Source organism: Streptomyces sp. NPDC004838 (assembly GCF_053600955.1).
In genome coordinates this window covers 1-15904 of the sequence record NZ_JBSGAW010000032.1, presented here as the reverse complement: position 1 = coordinate 15904, position 15904 = coordinate 1, and the positions used below count along the sequence as shown (strand labels likewise).

The window sequence follows — 15904 nt, the reverse complement described above, 5'->3', positions numbered from 1 at the left end:
GCACGGTGGCTGACACCGCGTCAATACCGACCTTCAGGGGGACACGGCCAGTGACGACCCATGCGTCAGTCTCATCGAGAACGAGCACCGTGCGGGGAAACCATTCCCCTGGTGCCGGGCCCGGTACGGAGTGGACGTCCGGGCCGGACTCACCGAACGACCTCCCATGGAGATACGGCGCCGGTCCGACCGGATTCGCCGCGTGCGGTCTCGACGGACAGCTCCGCAACGCCCCCCAGGCACGGAACTTCGTCGCCAGCACCCTCAACGGATGGGCACTGGAAAGCCTCGTCCCCGACGCGACCCTCGTCGTGAGCGAGCTCGTCACCAACGCCGTTCAGCACGCGCTGGACCCCATAGCCGCCGACGAGGGCGACTACCCCGTCTGGCTCGGTATCTTCCTGCACCCCGGAGACCTCGTCTGCGCGGTCACCGACCCCAGCTCCACTCCGCCGCGCCCCCGCGACGCGGAGGACGGCGCCCTCGGCGGCCGCGGCCTCGCCCTGGTGACCGCGCTCAGCGAAACCTGGTCCTGGGAGCTGACACCGCCGCGCGGCAAGACGGTCTGGGCGGCGCTGCCCCTTCAACCGCCCCTCCCCTCCACGGCGTGACCCCTCCGAGCACAAGCCGGGACCCGGCCACGCGCGAACGCGCGACCGGGTCCCGGCTTGTGCGGTGGACTTCCCCCGGCCTCAGCGGGAGGCGACGAGGTCGTGCGGGGGCACGGTGACCGTGCGGGCGCCCGGCTTGCCGCCCAGGACGACCTTGCGCAGTGAGGTGTTGTTGTTGAGGTTCGACTCGTGCAACCGCTTCTCCGGGTTGGCGACGACCTGGATCCAGTACGTCCCGTTCGGCACGTCCGTCACATCGAAGGACTGGCCGGGAAGGAATCCGAAGTAGGTGTCACCGGAGCCGACGTCCAGTGACTGCCGGACGGACAGCGCGTTCCGCTCACCGCACGCAGAGCCCAGATCGGTGCTGCCGGGGTGCCAGTTGGCGTTCTTCACCGTGTAGTCGACGGCGTCCGTGTTCACCAGGCAGAACGCCTCCTTGTCGCTCCGGACGACCGCCTTCTTGTCGGCCTTGAGTAGCCGGTACGCGGCGAAGTCCGTGAAGTGCCAGTGCAGATGACCCTCGCGCGGGTCCCACTCCATGGTGCCGGAGGGCGCGTAGCCGACCTGCTTCCCCTTCGCGTCGTAGAAGTACTGATAGGCGTCCATCAGATCCTTGCCGGGCTTGCGGAACCCGTCCACGACCAACGGCGCCGGGCCCGCGTTCCACGTGGTGCTGCCGAAGGCGAGATGGTCCCGTCCCGGAGCCTCGCCGCCCCGGCCCGCGTCGATGAAGATGTCCCAGGCGGGCAGTGCGCGGAGGTCGGGCTTGGGCACGTTCTGCGGCACCCCGGCCCGGCCGGCCGGGCGCTGTGCGGCGGGCTTCAGCGCGGGCCTGCTCCTCGATCCGTCCGTGCGCCCCGGTCCGTCGCCCACGGCCGCGGCCCGAAGGCTCGCCTTCTTGAGGGCGTACGGCAGCGCCGGCGGTGCGGAAGCGTCTATTCCGTGGCCCTTGAGCTGAGCGGGCCCCACGCCGTTCACCGGTCCCGGCGTCCCATGCCCCGAGTGACCCGCGGAGTGGGACGCGTGCGCGCCCGCGCTCCGGGCGGGGCCGCCCTCGCCGGGCGGTGTCACCGGTGTCCGCACGGTCACCTTGAGGCTGTGCGGGCGGTCGGACATGCCGAAGAAGGCACGGTACGGCTTGGCGACGGACACCTTCGCCGTGTAAGTGCCGTCCGGCACGTCGACCGGAGTCGAGTAGAAGCCCTGATACGTGTTGGACGCCCAGCCCCGTTCGATTCCCCACACCGAGCCGAGGGTGAAGGGGTTGGTGGGGCAACCCTGCGGATACTTGGGGTTGTCCGGGGCGTCGGGGCGGATCCGCCCCGACGCGTTGTTCGGGCAGAAGGGCTCCTTCTTGGTCGCGACCGTCCGTCCGGACGAGTCGGTGAGGGTGATCTGCAGGAAGTCCGGCAGCCCCGAGAAGTCCTTCACCATGTGCTTCGGCAGGGTCCGGGTCCGGGTCTTCTTCCCGTCCCGGACGACCTGCTGGGCGACCACGGGGTCCTTGTAGGACTTGCGGGTCACCTTGAACTCCAGCGGGCCGCCCTCGGCGCTCAGGTACGTGCCCAGATCCAGATAGACCCCGGACGCCTCGCCGGGTTCCCCCTCGTACCGGTCGAGTATCACGGAGTCGGAAGCGGCGATCAGACTCAGCTTCGGTGCGGACGCCTTGGGCTGAGCCACGGGCGCGGCTCCGGCCACGCCGGCCACCACGGCGAGCGAAGCGGAGGCGGCGAGGCCGGAACGCCACAGGCGGTTGCGTTGAGATCTGCTCATGATTCCTCGTTGACGATTGCCACTGAACAGGAAGGTCGAACGGTTCGCTCACGGACGGTCTGCCCCTGCCGCTTGGTCGGGCGGCGGGATCCGTGGCTGTCCCTTCAGAGGAGCGGAGCAACCTGTGGGTTGTCTGTGAAACCGTGATCTCACCGATCGTGGCCGAAAACTGACGTCACATCATGATTCCAGCCGCCGATGGGACGACTCGTCTCCGACGAACTGTCGCCTGTGGTAGAGGAGTTCGCCACCGGTCGCGGACGGCGGTGACGAGGCCGTACCGTCAGGCGATGCCGACGACCCCTGCCGGCATCGCCTGCCGGCACGTCACTGCGTGAGGACGACGAGTTTGCCCGTACGGCGGCCCTGCTCCATGTCGTGGTGGGCCGTCCTGATGTCCTCCATGGCGTAGGCATGGACGGGGCCGAGGGAGATCTCGCCCGCGGCGATCCGGTCGAGGAAGCGCTGGAGCACCTCGGCGGGCAGGTCGTCCGCGTCGCCGCCGTACGCGGTCAGACGTACCCCGCGGGGCAGATACGCGATGGGGTAGAAGTCGTGGACGATCCACTGATTGGAGAGCATCCCCGCGAAGCAGACGGTCCCGTGCACGCGGGTCGAGGCCAGGGTGTCCGGCAGGGTGGGCGTGCCGACCAGCTCGAGTGCCGCGTTCACCCCGCCGGGGACGATCGCCCGGACCCTGCCCGCGATCTCGCCGTCGTCGACCAGGGGATGGTCCACCCCGTGCTCGGCGAGCGCGGTGGTGCGGTCGGGGTTCCGGGTCGTCGACAGGACCGTCGCCCCGAGCGCCTTGCCCAGGGCCGCGGCGGCCAGCCCCAGCGCGGAGGTGCCGCCGCGGATCAGCAGGGCCTGACCCGCTCTCAGGTCCAGGCCGGTGGTGAGGGATCCGTACGCGGTCTGAAGGGTCTCCGGTACCGCGCCGAGGGTCGCCCAGGGCAGCGGTGAGTCGAAGGGGATGATCTGGGACCGCGGTACGACGGTGTACTCCGCGTACCCGCCGTCGAAGGTCCGTCCCATCCCGCCCATCATGGCCGCCACCTGCTGTCCCACGCCGAGGACGCCGTCGGGATCCGCGTCGACGGTGCCGACCGCCTCGATCCCGAGGACTCGGGGGAGGACCACCCCTTCGGCGAGCCCGAGCCGGGTGTGCAGCTCGGACCGGTTCAGCCCGAACGCCTCGACCTTGATCCTCACCCATCCGGGTCGGGGCTCGGGAATGGGGATGCTGCGCAGCTTGAGCCGGTCGACCCCTCCCGGTTCGTCGAGGACGACGGCTCTCATGTTTCCCGCCAACGGTGCCTCCTCGGTCATGTTCGCCGAGGTCATGGTGGCGCAACGCCGCAGGAGGACGGGGGAGCGGTGCGCCGACGGGTCCGGCGGGGTGCACCGATGGCGGTACGCGGTGTGCGGAGCGGCCGCGTTCGAGGGCGAGGGAGGCGGCGGCCCGTGGAGTTCCCCGCACCCCGGAGGCCGTCAGTCGGACGACGGCGACCGGCTCGGCGTCACTCGAACCGTACGGCGCCGGGTGCCGAGCACCGCCGGTTGTGCCGTGTGTTGTGTCAGAGCTTGCGTGCGACGGCTCCGTACATGGCGATGTCGCGGTCGTCGAGGGGCCCCGCGGGCTTCGCGATCGCGCGGCGAATTCCGTGCCCTCCAGCTACGTTCCCCCTCCGCGTCCACATAGCCCCGGTGTTCACTTCAGGGTGCGTTCGGGCCCCGGTGAACGATCACCGACGCCCGGACTCACCGGCTGGTCCGGTGCCCTCGCGCCGCGGGTGGGGGCAGCCATCCGGCCCGGCCGGTGGCTGCCCCCAGGTCCTGGCGGACCGTCAGCGTCGCAGGGGGCGCGGCAGCCTGACATGGGTCACCTTGGTGTTGAGGCCGCTGTCCACCAGCCTGCCCTGCTCGTCGAAGGCTCCTGGACCGTCCGACATCCCGAAGTCGTTGTCGTTGATCAGTGCGAGGGTGTCGCGGCCGACCGCGGCGATCCCTTCGATCTTTCCGGGCACCCCCGGCACCTTGCCGAAGTCGACGACCAGTTCCTTGGCCAGTACCGGAACCCCGGCCGCCGCCGGATCCTCGGTCTGCTCATAGCTGGGGGAGGTCTCCGGATCGTCCCAGCGGGTGTCCAGGATGCCCTCTCCGCGCGGCAGCCGCACCCGGTGCAGCCGTGAGGACTTGTCCGTGCGCTCCTGCACCAGGACGGTGTCGTCGCCTATGGCGACGAGGGAGGAGAGCTTGAGCTCCGATGTGGCTGTCTCGGCGGGATCGACGACGTCCACCGGGTCGAAGCGGTACGCGTACTCGGCCGTCACCTCGCCCTCCTCGGGCGAGAACCGCAGCAGCCGCACATTGCGCGAGGACTCGCCGGCGGCCTTGTCCGGCACCAGGAGCGGGCTCTGCAACGCCATCAGCAGATCCCCGCCGGGCAGGAGCGTCAGCGCCTCGAAGCCTCGGTTCTGCTTGCGCTGGAGCAGGATCGACGGCAGGGCTTCGACGACGGGATAGCCCGTATCCCGAAGGTTCAGCCCCTCGGGTACATACCGGGCGAGCACCTGGCCGCGGGCGGAGACATGGACCAGTGAGGGTCCGTACTCGTCGACGAGCCAGAAGGACCCGTCCTCGGCCCGGACGAGGCCCTCGGTGTCGAGCCCGTCCGGATTGAAGGCGAGCGGGACCCGCGCGTCGAAGGTGAACGGCGCCTCGTCGCGCGTCGACTGGTTCGGCAGACCGGTGACCGGCTTCCCGGACCTCGTGGTGACAGGGATCGCCTTGAGTACCTGAACACGCTCACCGGAGACCCGGATCCGGACGATCGCCGGATTGAACTCCGGCACGGCGAAGGTACGGCGCTTCACACCGTCCACCGTGATCAGCCCGTTGGGGCCGCGGTCCGTCAGGGCCCAGAACTCGTTCTTGCGGTCGGCGGGATACAGATCGCTGCCGATGCCCAGGTGGACGCCGCGGTCGTTGCCGACGGATCCGGGGAACAGGGAGTTGCTGAACTCCGCCAGCGGGATCTCGTCGAGTACGGCCGAGCTCACCACTTCGGGCTCGGCGGACTCGGCGGGGGACGGGGAGCCGGTGGCGGTCGCGGCCACGGCGATGGCCGCGACCAGGGCCACCGGCACTCCCAGGGCGATGGATCGGCGCAGCGGGTGGGACGGACGTGCGTGGGGGGACATCGGGCCTCCTGGTGGGGGTCAGGCGGTTCGGTACGGTCGGACGCGCGGAACCAGAGAGTTCCGGTGGGGGGGTACCCACACCGAACACACCTGAGAACGGGTTTACGCGCCCGGATGAACCCTGCCCCAAGGACCCGGCCCGTGGGGGCCGTTCCCACGGGTTCGGCCGGTCTCCGCCGGAGGGACGGGCGATTCGTGCGGGATTTTGTGATCACGTGTTCCCATCGGTCCCACTTGTGCCGGGTGTCGATAGGGGAGGCGACGGTCCGCTGAAGGGGCGGGAGGCCGAGCGTCCGGTGGGGCGCGGCCGGATCCCGTGCCCGCGGGCGTGAGCGGGGCGAGCCCGGCGACGGCCCGGTGGGGCCGGCCCGCAGGGACCGTCCCGGCGGCGCGTTGCCTCAGTCGTGTGCCGGGCGGCCGTGCCCCGTGCGTGACGACAGATACGCGTCGATGATGGCCCGCATGCGCTCGGGTCCGAAGCTCGCGCCGTGGCCCGCGTGGACGGTGGCGACATCGAGGCGGCGCAGCCGGTTCATGGTCGCGATGTACTGGCCGATATCGGAGCCCTCCAGGGTGTCGAGGAGTTCGTCGTCGTAGAGGACGTCTCCGGAGAAGAGGGTTCGGCTGCTCTCGTCGTACAGGCCGATGCTGCCGGGGGTGTGACCGGGCAGATGCAGTACGCGCAGCAGCCGGTCGCCCAGATCGATGATGTCGCCGTCCTCCAGGTGCCGGGTGACGGCCGCCGGGCGCAACTCGTAGGCGTGCGGGTCGTAGTCGGCCGAGGGAACGGCGTCGAGCAGCACCGGCGGCAGGACCGTGCCATCGGACGGGTCCGCGCCGAGGATGTCGTTGAGGACTCGGGTGACCAGTGAACCGCGGCCGGGGACGCCGACGGGTTCGGCCGGGTGGGCCCAGCACTCGGTGAACTCGTGTGCCGAGCCCATGTGGTCCAGATGGGCGTGGGTGAGGACCACGACCGGTTCACGGTCGGCGAAGAGTTCCGGCAGTGCCCGGCGCAGAGATGTGATCCCGAGACCGGCGTCGATCAGCAGATCGTGGCGGGCGCCGCGGATGTGCCAGGTGTTGGCGCTGAGCAGCGGGTCGACGTGGGGCTCCTGGATCAGGGTGAGGGATTCGTCGACGGCGGTGACGGTGTACCACTGATCGGCGACGGGAAGCGGGGTGTAGGCGGGCATGGCTGGTCAGTTTCCCTTGGCGGTCGTGATGGGGGTGGGTGTCTCGCGTACGGGCGCGGCCTCGTCGCCTCCGTTCGCGGTCCGGCTGCGCGCGATGGCGTACTGCTTCGGGTAGAAGGCCCTGATCAGGGTGAGGTAGAGCGTGGCCGCGACCGTCGGGCCGATGACGAAGGTCAGATCCGCTCCGCCGAGGGCCTCGGAGACGGGGCCGGTGAAGAGGGTGGTGTTCATGCAGAGCGCGCCGGCGGTGGTGCCGGCGACGAGGGCCGTGCAGCCCGCCCAGTTGGTGCCGGCGGTGAACCAGTACGGGCCGGCGGGGGTTTCGTCGTGCAGTTCGAAGCCGTCGTAGCGGTTGCGCCGCATCAGCAGGTCCGAGGCGATGATGGCGATCCACGGCCCGGCGAAGGCGACGGAGAGTTCGAGGATGTTGCTGAGGGCGTCGGTGAAGTTCGAGATGAAGAGCGCGTAGCAGGCGATGCCGGTTCCGAGGAGGCCGCAGAGCAGGACGGTGACCATGCGGGGCAGGCGCAGACCGACCGACTGGAGGCAGAGGCCCGAGCTGTAGAGGGTGATCACGTTGTTCGTCATCGAGCCGATCACGATCACGAACAGGAACACGGGGTAGAACCAGCCCGGCAGGATCGCGGCGAGGGAGGTCTGCGGGTCGGTCATGTCGACGATGCTGCCCGCGAGTACGCCCACGGCCCCGAGGAGGACCGCCGGGACGACTCCCCCGAGAGTCGTCCAGAGGGCGACGGCCTTCGGGGAGGTGTTCGCGGGCAGATAGCGCGCGTAGTCGGGGCTGATCGCCCAGGACAGCGGCGAGGAGGCGGTCAGCGACACACCGGCGGTGATCACGGCCCACAGCGCGCCGCCGGACAGCGCGGACTCGGGTGCGGGGGCGTAGTCCCAGCGGGCCTGGGTGAGAACGTAGCCGGCGAGCACGGCCATGCACAGGGCGAGCGCGGTGGTGATGACCCCGCTCACCTTGAGGATGGTGCCGTACCCGTAGACGCTGATCGTCAGGGTGACCGCGGCGATCAGGAGCACGATGGCGATCTGTGCCGGCCGGTCCGCGGACAGGCCCACCTGCTCGGCGAAGGCGAAGGCGGCGAGGCCGCCGACGGAGAGGTTGATGGCTCCGTACGCGATGAAGCTCGGCCAGCTGAACACGCCGACGACGAGCCGGTTCCCGCGGGTCCCGAACATGGCGCGGGTGATGACGCCGCTGGGCGTTCCGGACACCGGGCCGCTGGTCGCCAGCAGGCCGATGGCGGCCCAGAAGACATTGCCCACGACCACGACGGCGAGCGCCTGCCACACGGTGAGCCCGAAGACCATCAGCAGGCCGCCGAGCAGGATGTACAGGTAGTTCACGCTGGCGAAGGCCCAGATGCGGAGCAACTCGCGTGGATGGCCGTGGCGTTCGTCGTCGGGGATGCGGTCGATGCCATGAGCCTCGACCTTGCCGAACGAGCCGGAGCCCGCTCTCTCGGGGTCGGTTCGCGCGGTTGTGGACATGAAGCCTCCCAGGGCCGGGGCGTGGTCTGCCACGGAGCCTTACTGAGCGTGTGCTCAATTGACTGTTGAGCGAGCAGTCAATAGAATCCGGGGCGTGACGTCAACCCCCCGAGGCAGAGTCCGCCGCAAGTCCGCCGAAGACCGGCGCGCCGAGATCGTGGCCGCGGCCTCGGCCTTAGCCCTCGGTGAGGGCCTGGAGCAGATCACGCTCCGGAATGTCGCCGACAGGCTGGGGGTGGCGGGCAGTCTCGTCAGCCACTACTTTCCGTCGGTGGACAGCCTGCTCGCCGAGGCGTTCAAGGCCGCCGCCGAACAGGAGTCGCACGACATCGACGCCGCCATGGAACGCGCGGCGGACGGCGGGGCCGACGGCGCGAGCCTCCCGGTCGAGCGCCTGCGCGCACTGCTGCGGTTCCATACCGCCGGGGACCGCGACAGCATGAGCCTGCTGTGGCTGGACGCGTGGCGGCTGGGCCGCCGACGCCCCGCGCTGCACACGGAAGTCATCGCCCAGATGACCGCGGACGTCGGGCAACTCGCCGCCCTCATCCGCGAAGGCATGCGGTCCGGTGATTTCACCGCCGCCGACCCCGAGGCCAGTGCCACGCGTATTCTCGCCGTCCTCGACGGGCTCAGCGTCCAGGCCGTCATGCGGAAAGCCGTCACCTACGGCACCGTCGAGGAACTCGTCTTCATCGTCGCGGAACGCGAACTCGGCCTGCCCGTAGGAACTTTCGGAATGCGGTGAAACCCCTTCACGGTTCTCCGCCGCCCGCACATCTGGGACTTCGCCGGTCGCGGACCGGACCGGCGCGGTGCTTCCCGTATCCCTTCACCCTGGGTGTATACGTGTATGTATACTGCGGTTATGTCTGATGCCATGATCCGGGTTCCGTCGGAGGTCCGTGACCGGCTGGCGGTCATCGCGGAGTCGCGGGGGACGTCGATCCGCTCCCTGGTGCAGGAGTTCGCCGAGGCGACGCTCACCGAGGAGGAGCGCCGGGAGCGCGCAGAGGCCACGCGTGCCTACCTGGCCGAGCACTTCGGGGTCGACGTGACCGACGAGGAGAGCGCGGCGATGGGCCGCCGCCTTCGCGATGCCTTCGGCGACGGACCGGGCGCAGCCGTGTGATCCGGCACCACCTCGTTCTGGACACCCCCTCCCTCCTGGCGCTCTCCGGAAACCGGCAGGTGTCCGCCCTGATCCACCGGGCCCACTTCGAGACGGACACCCGACTGTGGACACCGGTCCTCTCCATCCTGGAAGCCGACGCCGAAAAGCCGGGAATCACCGAACACATCGGCCAGCTCGACGTCATCCACACCGCCGACCTCGACTACCCCGCCGCACTCGCCGTCGCCCGGCTGCGCCGGGACGGTCTCCCCGCGGGGATCGCCGCGGCGGTCCACGCGGTGCGGCACCTGCCTGCATGGGACGCCGACGCCTTGATCGCCACCGTCGCCCCCCATGCCTACGACGGGCACACCGTCCCCCTGCTCGACCTCAACCGCTGAGTGGCGACCGTCCACGGCGTCGGCGGACAGTTCCGCCGACGCCGTGGACGGACAGTTCCGTCGGCCCGGACGGTGCGGGGTGCGCCGGCGGGTCTGGTGCCCCGGACGACGAGGAGACCGCCAAGGCGGCCCGGCACGTGGTCCTCGACATCGACCTGGACAAGTCCCTGCTGCTCTTAGTAGTTCTTCCACTCATGGCGGGTGTACTCCAGGACCACCGGGTCCATCAGCGTGCTCGCGCGTACGTTGCGGGGGCGGCGGTCGAGGGGGAAGACGGCTGACGCCCGCAGGACGGCCGTGTCCAGGAACCGCAGGCGCGGGGCGTTCTCCGCCAGAAGCAGTGGCGGCGGCGGGCCGTCCGCGCCCGGAGTGGCGAGGAGGAAGCCCCAGTTCCCGAAGCTGGGAACGTCGACCTGGTAGGGCGTGGTCGAGTAGCCGGCCTCGGCGATCGTCGTGGCGATGGACCAGTACGTCTTGGGCGCGAAGAACGGGGAGCCGCCCTGCACCAGCACCTGGCTGTCCGGGTTCAGGACCCGGCGGAGCAGGTGGTAGAACTCGACGCTGTAGAGCTTCGCCAGCGAGGCGGTGTCCGGATCCGGAAAATCGATGAGGACGGCGTCGTAGCGCCGGGAGGCGTCCCGCAGCCAGTTGAAGGCGTCGGCGTTCACGGCCGTGACCCGCGGATCGCCGAGCGCGCCGTCGTTGAGGTCGACCAGCGGTGGAAAGGTACGCGCGAGCCTCGTCATGGCGGGGTCGAGGTCGACCAGGGTGACCTCCTCGACATCGTCGTAGCGCAGGACCTCCCGAAGCGCGAGCGCGTCACCGCCGCCCAGGATCAGTACGGACGAGCGCTTCTTCGCCAGGGCCGGGTGGACGAGCGCCTCGTGGTAGCGGTACTCGTCCACGGAGGAGAACTGGAGATCGCCGTTCAGGAACAACCGGATGTCCGGTGAACCGGTGAACGCCGTGGACCGGGTGACGACGATGTCCTGGTACGGCGTCGTCTCCGTGTGGATGATCGGGTCGCGGTAGAGCTGCTGACGCGCGCTCACCTCGATGTCGTCGGCCAGGACGTACACCGTGCCGAGCACGGCCAGGACAGCGGCCATCCCGGTCAGCAGGCCGATGCGCACGATACGGCGGGTCTCGCGGCGGAAGATCCACAGCACGACGACGACACCGGCCATCGCATTGACCCCGCCCACCACCAGCGCACCCTTGAGCTGGCCGAAGGCGGGCAGGAGCAGGAGGGGGAAGGCCAGGCCCCCCACCAGGGCGCCGACGTAGTCGACGGCGAACATGTCGGCGACCGCGCTCCCCGCCTCCTGCCGCCTGATCCGCTGGAGCAGCGTCATCAGCAGGGGAATCTCGGCCCCGATGAGCAGGCCGACCGAGAACGAGACCACCACCATGGCCGGCATGTAGATGCGCAGCCACGCGAACGACACGTACAGGACGAGCACCGACAGGCCGCCGACGAGCGCGAGCACTCCCTCCACGAGCGCGAATCCGCCGACCGCCCGCTTCTGCAGCGGCTTGGCGGCCAGCGAGCCGATTCCCATGGCGAAGACCATGACGGAGATGACCACGGAGGTCTGCATCACGGAGTTGCCGATGAGGTAGCTGCCGAGCGCCGTCAGCGCCAGCTCGTAGGTCAGGCCGCAGGCCGCGCAGATGAACACCGCGAGCAGCAGGAGGAACCGCGCTCCCCGCGACTGCGGCCCGCGCACGGGCGGGGCGGTCGTGGTGGCGCCGTCGGCGGTGACGGTGCTCATGGCGTTCAGGAGACGGCGGCACCGACCATGAAGGCCGTGCCGAGGTACATGGCGGCCTGTACCCAGGCGGCGGGATGGGGACGGTCACCGTTGTCGTCGAGTACGGCGGCGCCCAGGCGCCCAGGGGTGAGGAGGCCGACGACGCACGAGATCAGCGTCATGACGACCACTCCGGCCAGGCCGTACAGGAGAGTGCTGGCCAGCCCGAGGCCGAGGCCCTGCTCGGACTCGCTGGCCCGGATGGACTGCTCGATGACCAGGCCGATGGCGACCGTCTGGCCGGCGAGAAGAACGGCGGCTCCGCGGTTGCGCTCGGTCCACACCACGTGGAAGAGCTTTCCGGGGGTGACGAGGTCGAGCGCGACGAAGCCGACCGCCATGACGACGAAGCCTACGAGGCCGTAGAGCAGGGCGGTGCCCGCCGACTCCAATATCTCTGCCACGGGGTGCCTTTCAGTGAGTTCGTAGAGGGGCTCGTTCGGGCTGTCGATGGTGGTTCACTTACCGGAGCCGGGGCCTCCGCCTCGGAACTGGGCGCTGTCCGGGTGCGGCCATGCGCTGGGGAGGCTCTTTCCCCACCGGTAGTAGCCGGTACGGTAGTCCGCGACCTCGATCACGCTGCCCCGCTCGTGGGGAGCGATGGCCACGATGTCGTCGCTGTAGCGGAGGAAGACCGTCGTCCCTCCGGTGCTCCGGTCCCGCGCCGACGCATGGCCGTTGATCTCGTCCGCGACCCTGTCCGGCAGGTCCACCGTGTCGACGTAGCCGGTGACGCCCGCGGTGTACTCCTGCCGAATCCACTGGTACGGCACGCTGTTGGACTTCTCCGGAGTGTCGGAGCCGGAGCACGCGGCGAGCGCGACCATGGCGAGCGCCGTTGCGCAGATGTGTCGTGCGGACTTCATCGGGCCTCCAGCCGGGTGTGCGTCGCCACGATCCGGCGGCTCTGCGGATAGGTGTGCCATGTGCGCCAGCTCAGTCCGTCTCCCAGCGGATCCACGACCAGGGCCGTGACCGCCTCCGGGACGCCGGGGAAGACTCCGTACAACGCTCGGGGGTGGGCCTCGGACGCCCGGCGGATACGGGTCACCTCCTCGCTGAACTCACGCGAGGTGAAGCCGCGGACACGGGCGCCGAAACGGTACTCCCAGGCGTCGAAGTCCCGCGCCGCGTCCGGCAGACCCCCCGTGACGCCCGGCAGGCACGCCACGGTCTCGCCGACCGGCCCCGCGAAGACCTGGTGGGACGCGCCCAGAAGCCTGAGCTGTACATCGAGCCCTCCGACCGTCAGATCGCGCACCGCGAGGGCGTCACGGGCGGAATGGCCGAGAGAGAAGGAGAGCTGGTCGGCGTCGGTGTCCAGATAAGGGACCGTGAGGGCTATTCCGGCTATATCGGCTGTACCGCTCATGCGAGACGGTCCACCCGAGCGGCCGGTACGGCCGTTCGTCCGTGGGGAGTGACCCCACACGCTCTGCCCAGGACGGCAGCCTCGAACACCACAGTGATCCCCCCGCTTCAAGATCGTGCAGAATTGCCGCTGAGTATGCTACAAGCCGTTGGCCAAAGTGCTTCCGGGTGGGCGGCCGTCCCGTTCGCGACGGGATGGCCGGAGCGCGGTGGCTGTGAACTATGCGGTGTTCTCAGGCGGTTGCCGCGGAACCGGCGTTGTCGGCGCCGGTCACGCCATCAAGGATCCGCGCCCGGATCAGCCCGATGTTCACACCGCGACCGGGGCTTTGATGGCGGGGTGGTGCTGGTAGTCGAGCACTTCCACATCGGAGTAGGCGTAGGCGAAGAGTGAGTCGGCTCGGCGCAGACGCAGTTCGGGGAAGCCGAACGGGGTGCGCGAGAGCTGCTCGGTCACCTGCTCGACATGGTTGTCGTAGATGTGGCAGTCGCCGCCGGTCCAGATGAAGTCACCCGGCTCGAGGCCGACCTGCTGCGCCACCATGTGGGTGAGGAGGGCGTAGCTGGCGATGTTGAACGGGACGCCGAGGAACAGATCCGCGCTGCGCTGGTACAGCTGGCAGGAGAGCTTGCCGTCGGCGGCGTAGAACTGAAAGAAGGCGTGACACGGCGCGAGTGCCATTTCGGCCAGATCGGCGACGTTCCAGGCGGAGACGATCATCCGGCGGGAGTCGGGATCCCGGCGCAGAGTGTCGAGGACCTCGCTGACCTGGTCGATGTGCCTGCCGTCCGGGGCGGGCCAGGAACGCCACTGTGCGCCGTAGACCGGACCGAGTTCCCCGTTCGCGTCGGCCCATTCGTCCCAGATGGTGACGCCGTGCTCATGCAGCCAGCCGATGTTCGAGTCGCCTCTCAGGAACCACAGCAGCTCGTACGCGATGGACCTCATGTGCACCTTTTTGGTGGTGACCAGAGGGAACCCCTGCGAGAGGTCGTAGCGCAGTTGGTGGCCGAAGAGACTTCGGGTACCAGTGCCCGTCCGGTCGGCCTTGGCCGTCCCGGAGGTGAGTACCAGCCGCAACAAGTCTTCGTACTGAGTGTCCGCCACAGTCGTCGAGTCTAGGGCCTGTCTGATCAAGGGCCGCACGGCAATCGAACGTGAGCATTCATGGGTGTCGGGTGGCCAAGCCCGGCTTCCGAAGGGTGACTGCGGGATGTGGTCCGGCCGGGGCGTGGTTGTGCGGGCGGGGCGCGGTGGTGTGGTGTTGTGTGCGGGTGACCCCGGCCCGATTGCGGCGGGCCGGGGTCACCATGCTGTTGCTGTTGCTGTCGGAGTCGCGGTTGGTGTGGCTACTTGCCGCGCTCTTCCTCGTGGTGCTCCTCCTCGTGGTGGCGCTCCTCCTCGTGGTGGTCGCCGTGGTGGTGATGACGGTGGTGGCGGTGGTGGTGGCGCTCGTGGTGGTGATGACGGCGCTCGTGGATGACGCGGAAGCTGCCGACGACGCCGTGGCGGACGTGGATGCCGCCGTCGTCGTTGTGGCCTTCCTTGCCTTCCTTGCCCTCCTTGCCTTCCTTACCGTGGTGGTGGTTGTGCTGGTGGGGCATGACGCCGTTGCTGGAGCTCCAGGGGCCGACGGTGGCGAGGGGGGCGCCGTTGTCGCAGGTGGCGCCCCGGAAGACCTCGACGGTCCGGTGGCTGTTGTTGCGGATGTTGAAGGTCTTGGCGCCGAGGCCGCTGATGACGGTGATGCAGCCGCCGGGGTGGGCGGAGTAGGTCCGCTCGTTGAAGTCGATCCGCCCCTCGTGGTGGCGGTGGTGGTGATGGTGGTGGTGGCGGTGGAAGTGCTTACGCTTGTGTTCCTTGTGCTCCTTGCCGCGCTCGTGCTCCTTGCCGCGGTCGCGGTCCTCGTCCTCCTTGTCGCCGTAGCCTCCGATGTCGCTGCCGGCGGGGATCGCCGTGAGGCTGGGCTGGTGGACGGCGGAGGTCGTCTCGGGGGCCGCGGCAGCGGAGGCGTAGGTGACGCCTGTGGCGGCCAAGGCCGCGGCGGCCGCGACTGCGGCGGTGACGGCGATATTGCGCCTGGTCATGTCGTTCCCTATCTCTGAGACATCGGCTGAGGGGCCGGTCCATGGATGGACAGTCCGATAATCCCTTTATCTGTCATTTCGGACACGTGGGGGAGGGGGAGGGAGAGGGCCGAGTGGATGTACACGGGGCTCCGTGCGGTGCTCGGAGGATGTCCGGCGCGGCCGTAAGTGGCTTGGTACGAAGGCTGGTTGAGGGGGCGTTGGACTGTACGGGCGATTGCGGACCGGCGCTCACTCCGTCGGCCCCACCGGCGGCCGGGTGGTGGGGACTGTGGGGTCGGCATGCCTCTTGTCCCTGAAGACCTGTCACGCGTCGTGTGCCGGAGGGGTGCGGCTGCGTGGAGTTCTCCGCGGTGCCCCCGCGGGGACGGAGGGGTGCCGTCGGAGCAGACGTTCCTGTGGTTCCGGCAGCGGTTTCGTCGTCCGGCTCGTTCGGGGGCGTCCGGGAGAGGGGAAACGGCTCCCCACGGCGTCGAGACGTGGGGAGCCGGTCGTGTGGTGTGGGGCGTCACAGGTCACCGCTTCCAGCGGACCGCCGGGGGTGCGGGCACGGTAGGCCGGGGCGATCGGCGGGGCGGCCCACCGGTGCCGAGCCGGGGGCTCGGGTGCTCTTCGGCGTACTCGGATGTTCTTCGGCGTACCGGCCGCCGCGCGCCGTGCCATCCGCCGCGCGCTGTGCCGTCCGGCGTCCGTGGGCGCGGTGTGCGGCCGTGTCCCTGCCGGTGCCCGGCAGGACACCGGAGGGCATCCGCCAGGCCGGCAGGGAGCTCAAGGCGGAGATGGGCACCGACCAGGTGGGCAGCTGC

The 15904-nt window shown here is 69.6% G+C and carries 15 protein-coding genes; 4 read left to right on the top strand and 11 right to left on the bottom strand.

All coding sequences use genetic code 11. The features are described from left to right. Window positions 1-89 precede the first annotated feature (89 nt). Window positions 90-611 (top strand): ATP-binding protein, encoded by a 522-nt coding sequence (locus ACWEFL_RS29680; RefSeq protein ID WP_451718301.1) that lies wholly within the window; start codon window positions 90-92, stop codon window positions 609-611. 81 nt (window positions 612-692) lie between these two features. Here ACWEFL_RS29680 and ACWEFL_RS29675 read toward each other — a convergent pair whose 3' ends face one another. From ACWEFL_RS29675 to ACWEFL_RS29655, 5 genes are all read right to left on the bottom strand, one after another. Next, window positions 693-2390, bottom strand: a complete 1698-nt coding sequence (locus ACWEFL_RS29675) for a lysyl oxidase family protein (RefSeq protein ID WP_451718298.1) — start codon at window positions 2388-2390, stop codon at window positions 693-695. 327 nt (window positions 2391-2717) lie between these two features. After that, window positions 2718-3719 (bottom strand): zinc-binding dehydrogenase, encoded by a 1002-nt coding sequence (locus ACWEFL_RS29670; protein ID WP_451718295.1) that lies wholly within the window; start codon window positions 3717-3719, stop codon window positions 2718-2720. A 518-nt stretch (window positions 3720-4237) separates the two neighbouring features. Beyond that, window positions 4238-5593, bottom strand: a complete 1356-nt coding sequence (locus ACWEFL_RS29665; protein WP_451718293.1) for an esterase-like activity of phytase family protein — start codon at window positions 5591-5593, stop codon at window positions 4238-4240. Between the two features lie 398 nt (window positions 5594-5991). Beyond that, a complete protein-coding gene (locus ACWEFL_RS29660) occupies window positions 5992-6789 on the bottom strand; it encodes an MBL fold metallo-hydrolase (protein WP_451718291.1) in 798 nt (265 codons plus the stop codon). A 6-nt stretch (window positions 6790-6795) separates the two neighbouring features. Further along, complete coding sequence (locus ACWEFL_RS29655; protein ID WP_451718289.1) at window positions 6796-8310, bottom strand: purine-cytosine permease family protein; 1515 nt, start codon at window positions 8308-8310, stop codon at window positions 6796-6798. Window positions 8311-8404: 94 nt separating this feature from the next. Between ACWEFL_RS29655 and ACWEFL_RS29650 the strand changes: the two genes are divergently transcribed. The 3 genes from ACWEFL_RS29650 (at window position 8405) to ACWEFL_RS29640 (ending at window position 9825) form a co-directional block, all read left to right on the top strand. Next, on the top strand, window positions 8405-9058 hold the full coding sequence (locus tag ACWEFL_RS29650) for a TetR/AcrR family transcriptional regulator (RefSeq protein ID WP_451718286.1): 654 nt from the start codon (window positions 8405-8407) through the stop codon (window positions 9056-9058). 120 nt (window positions 9059-9178) lie between these two features. Beyond that, entirely contained in the window at window positions 9179-9442 is a 264-nt protein-coding gene (locus ACWEFL_RS29645) for a hypothetical protein (RefSeq protein ID WP_451718285.1), read from the top strand. Continuing rightward, entirely contained in the window at window positions 9439-9825 is a 387-nt protein-coding gene (locus tag ACWEFL_RS29640) for a hypothetical protein (RefSeq protein ID WP_451718283.1), read from the top strand. The genes ACWEFL_RS29645 and ACWEFL_RS29640 overlap by 4 nt, the downstream gene beginning before the upstream one ends. A 176-nt stretch (window positions 9826-10001) precedes the next feature. Here the strand turns inward: ACWEFL_RS29640 and ACWEFL_RS29635 are convergent, their stop codons facing one another. The 6 genes from ACWEFL_RS29635 to ACWEFL_RS29610 all read right to left on the bottom strand — a co-directional run bounded on the left by ACWEFL_RS29635 (window position 10002) and on the right by ACWEFL_RS29610 (window position 15098). Next, window positions 10002-11600, bottom strand: a complete 1599-nt coding sequence (locus ACWEFL_RS29635) for a polyamine aminopropyltransferase (protein ID WP_451718281.1) — start codon at window positions 11598-11600, stop codon at window positions 10002-10004. Between the two features lie 5 nt (window positions 11601-11605). After that, window positions 11606-12043 (bottom strand): DUF350 domain-containing protein, encoded by a 438-nt coding sequence (locus ACWEFL_RS29630; RefSeq protein WP_451718279.1) that lies wholly within the window; start codon window positions 12041-12043, stop codon window positions 11606-11608. Window positions 12044-12097: 54 nt separating this feature from the next. Beyond that, entirely contained in the window at window positions 12098-12505 is a 408-nt protein-coding gene (locus tag ACWEFL_RS29625; RefSeq protein WP_451718277.1) for a DUF4247 domain-containing protein, read from the bottom strand. Beyond that, window positions 12502-13011 carry a DUF2617 family protein gene (locus ACWEFL_RS29620; protein ID WP_451718274.1) on the bottom strand — a complete coding sequence of 170 codons (510 nt, stop codon included), beginning with the start codon at window positions 13009-13011 and terminating at the stop codon, window positions 12502-12504. Before ACWEFL_RS29620 ends, ACWEFL_RS29625 begins: the two co-directional genes overlap by 4 nt. Window positions 13012-13320: 309 nt before the next feature. Then, window positions 13321-14118: a thymidylate synthase gene (locus tag ACWEFL_RS29615; protein ID WP_451718271.1), complete on the bottom strand. Its 798-nt coding sequence runs from the start codon at window positions 14116-14118 to the stop codon at window positions 13321-13323. A 242-nt stretch (window positions 14119-14360) separates the two neighbouring features. Continuing rightward, a complete protein-coding gene (locus ACWEFL_RS29610; protein WP_451718268.1) occupies window positions 14361-15098 on the bottom strand; it encodes a hypothetical protein in 738 nt (245 codons plus the stop codon). Window positions 15099-15904 lie beyond the last annotated feature (806 nt).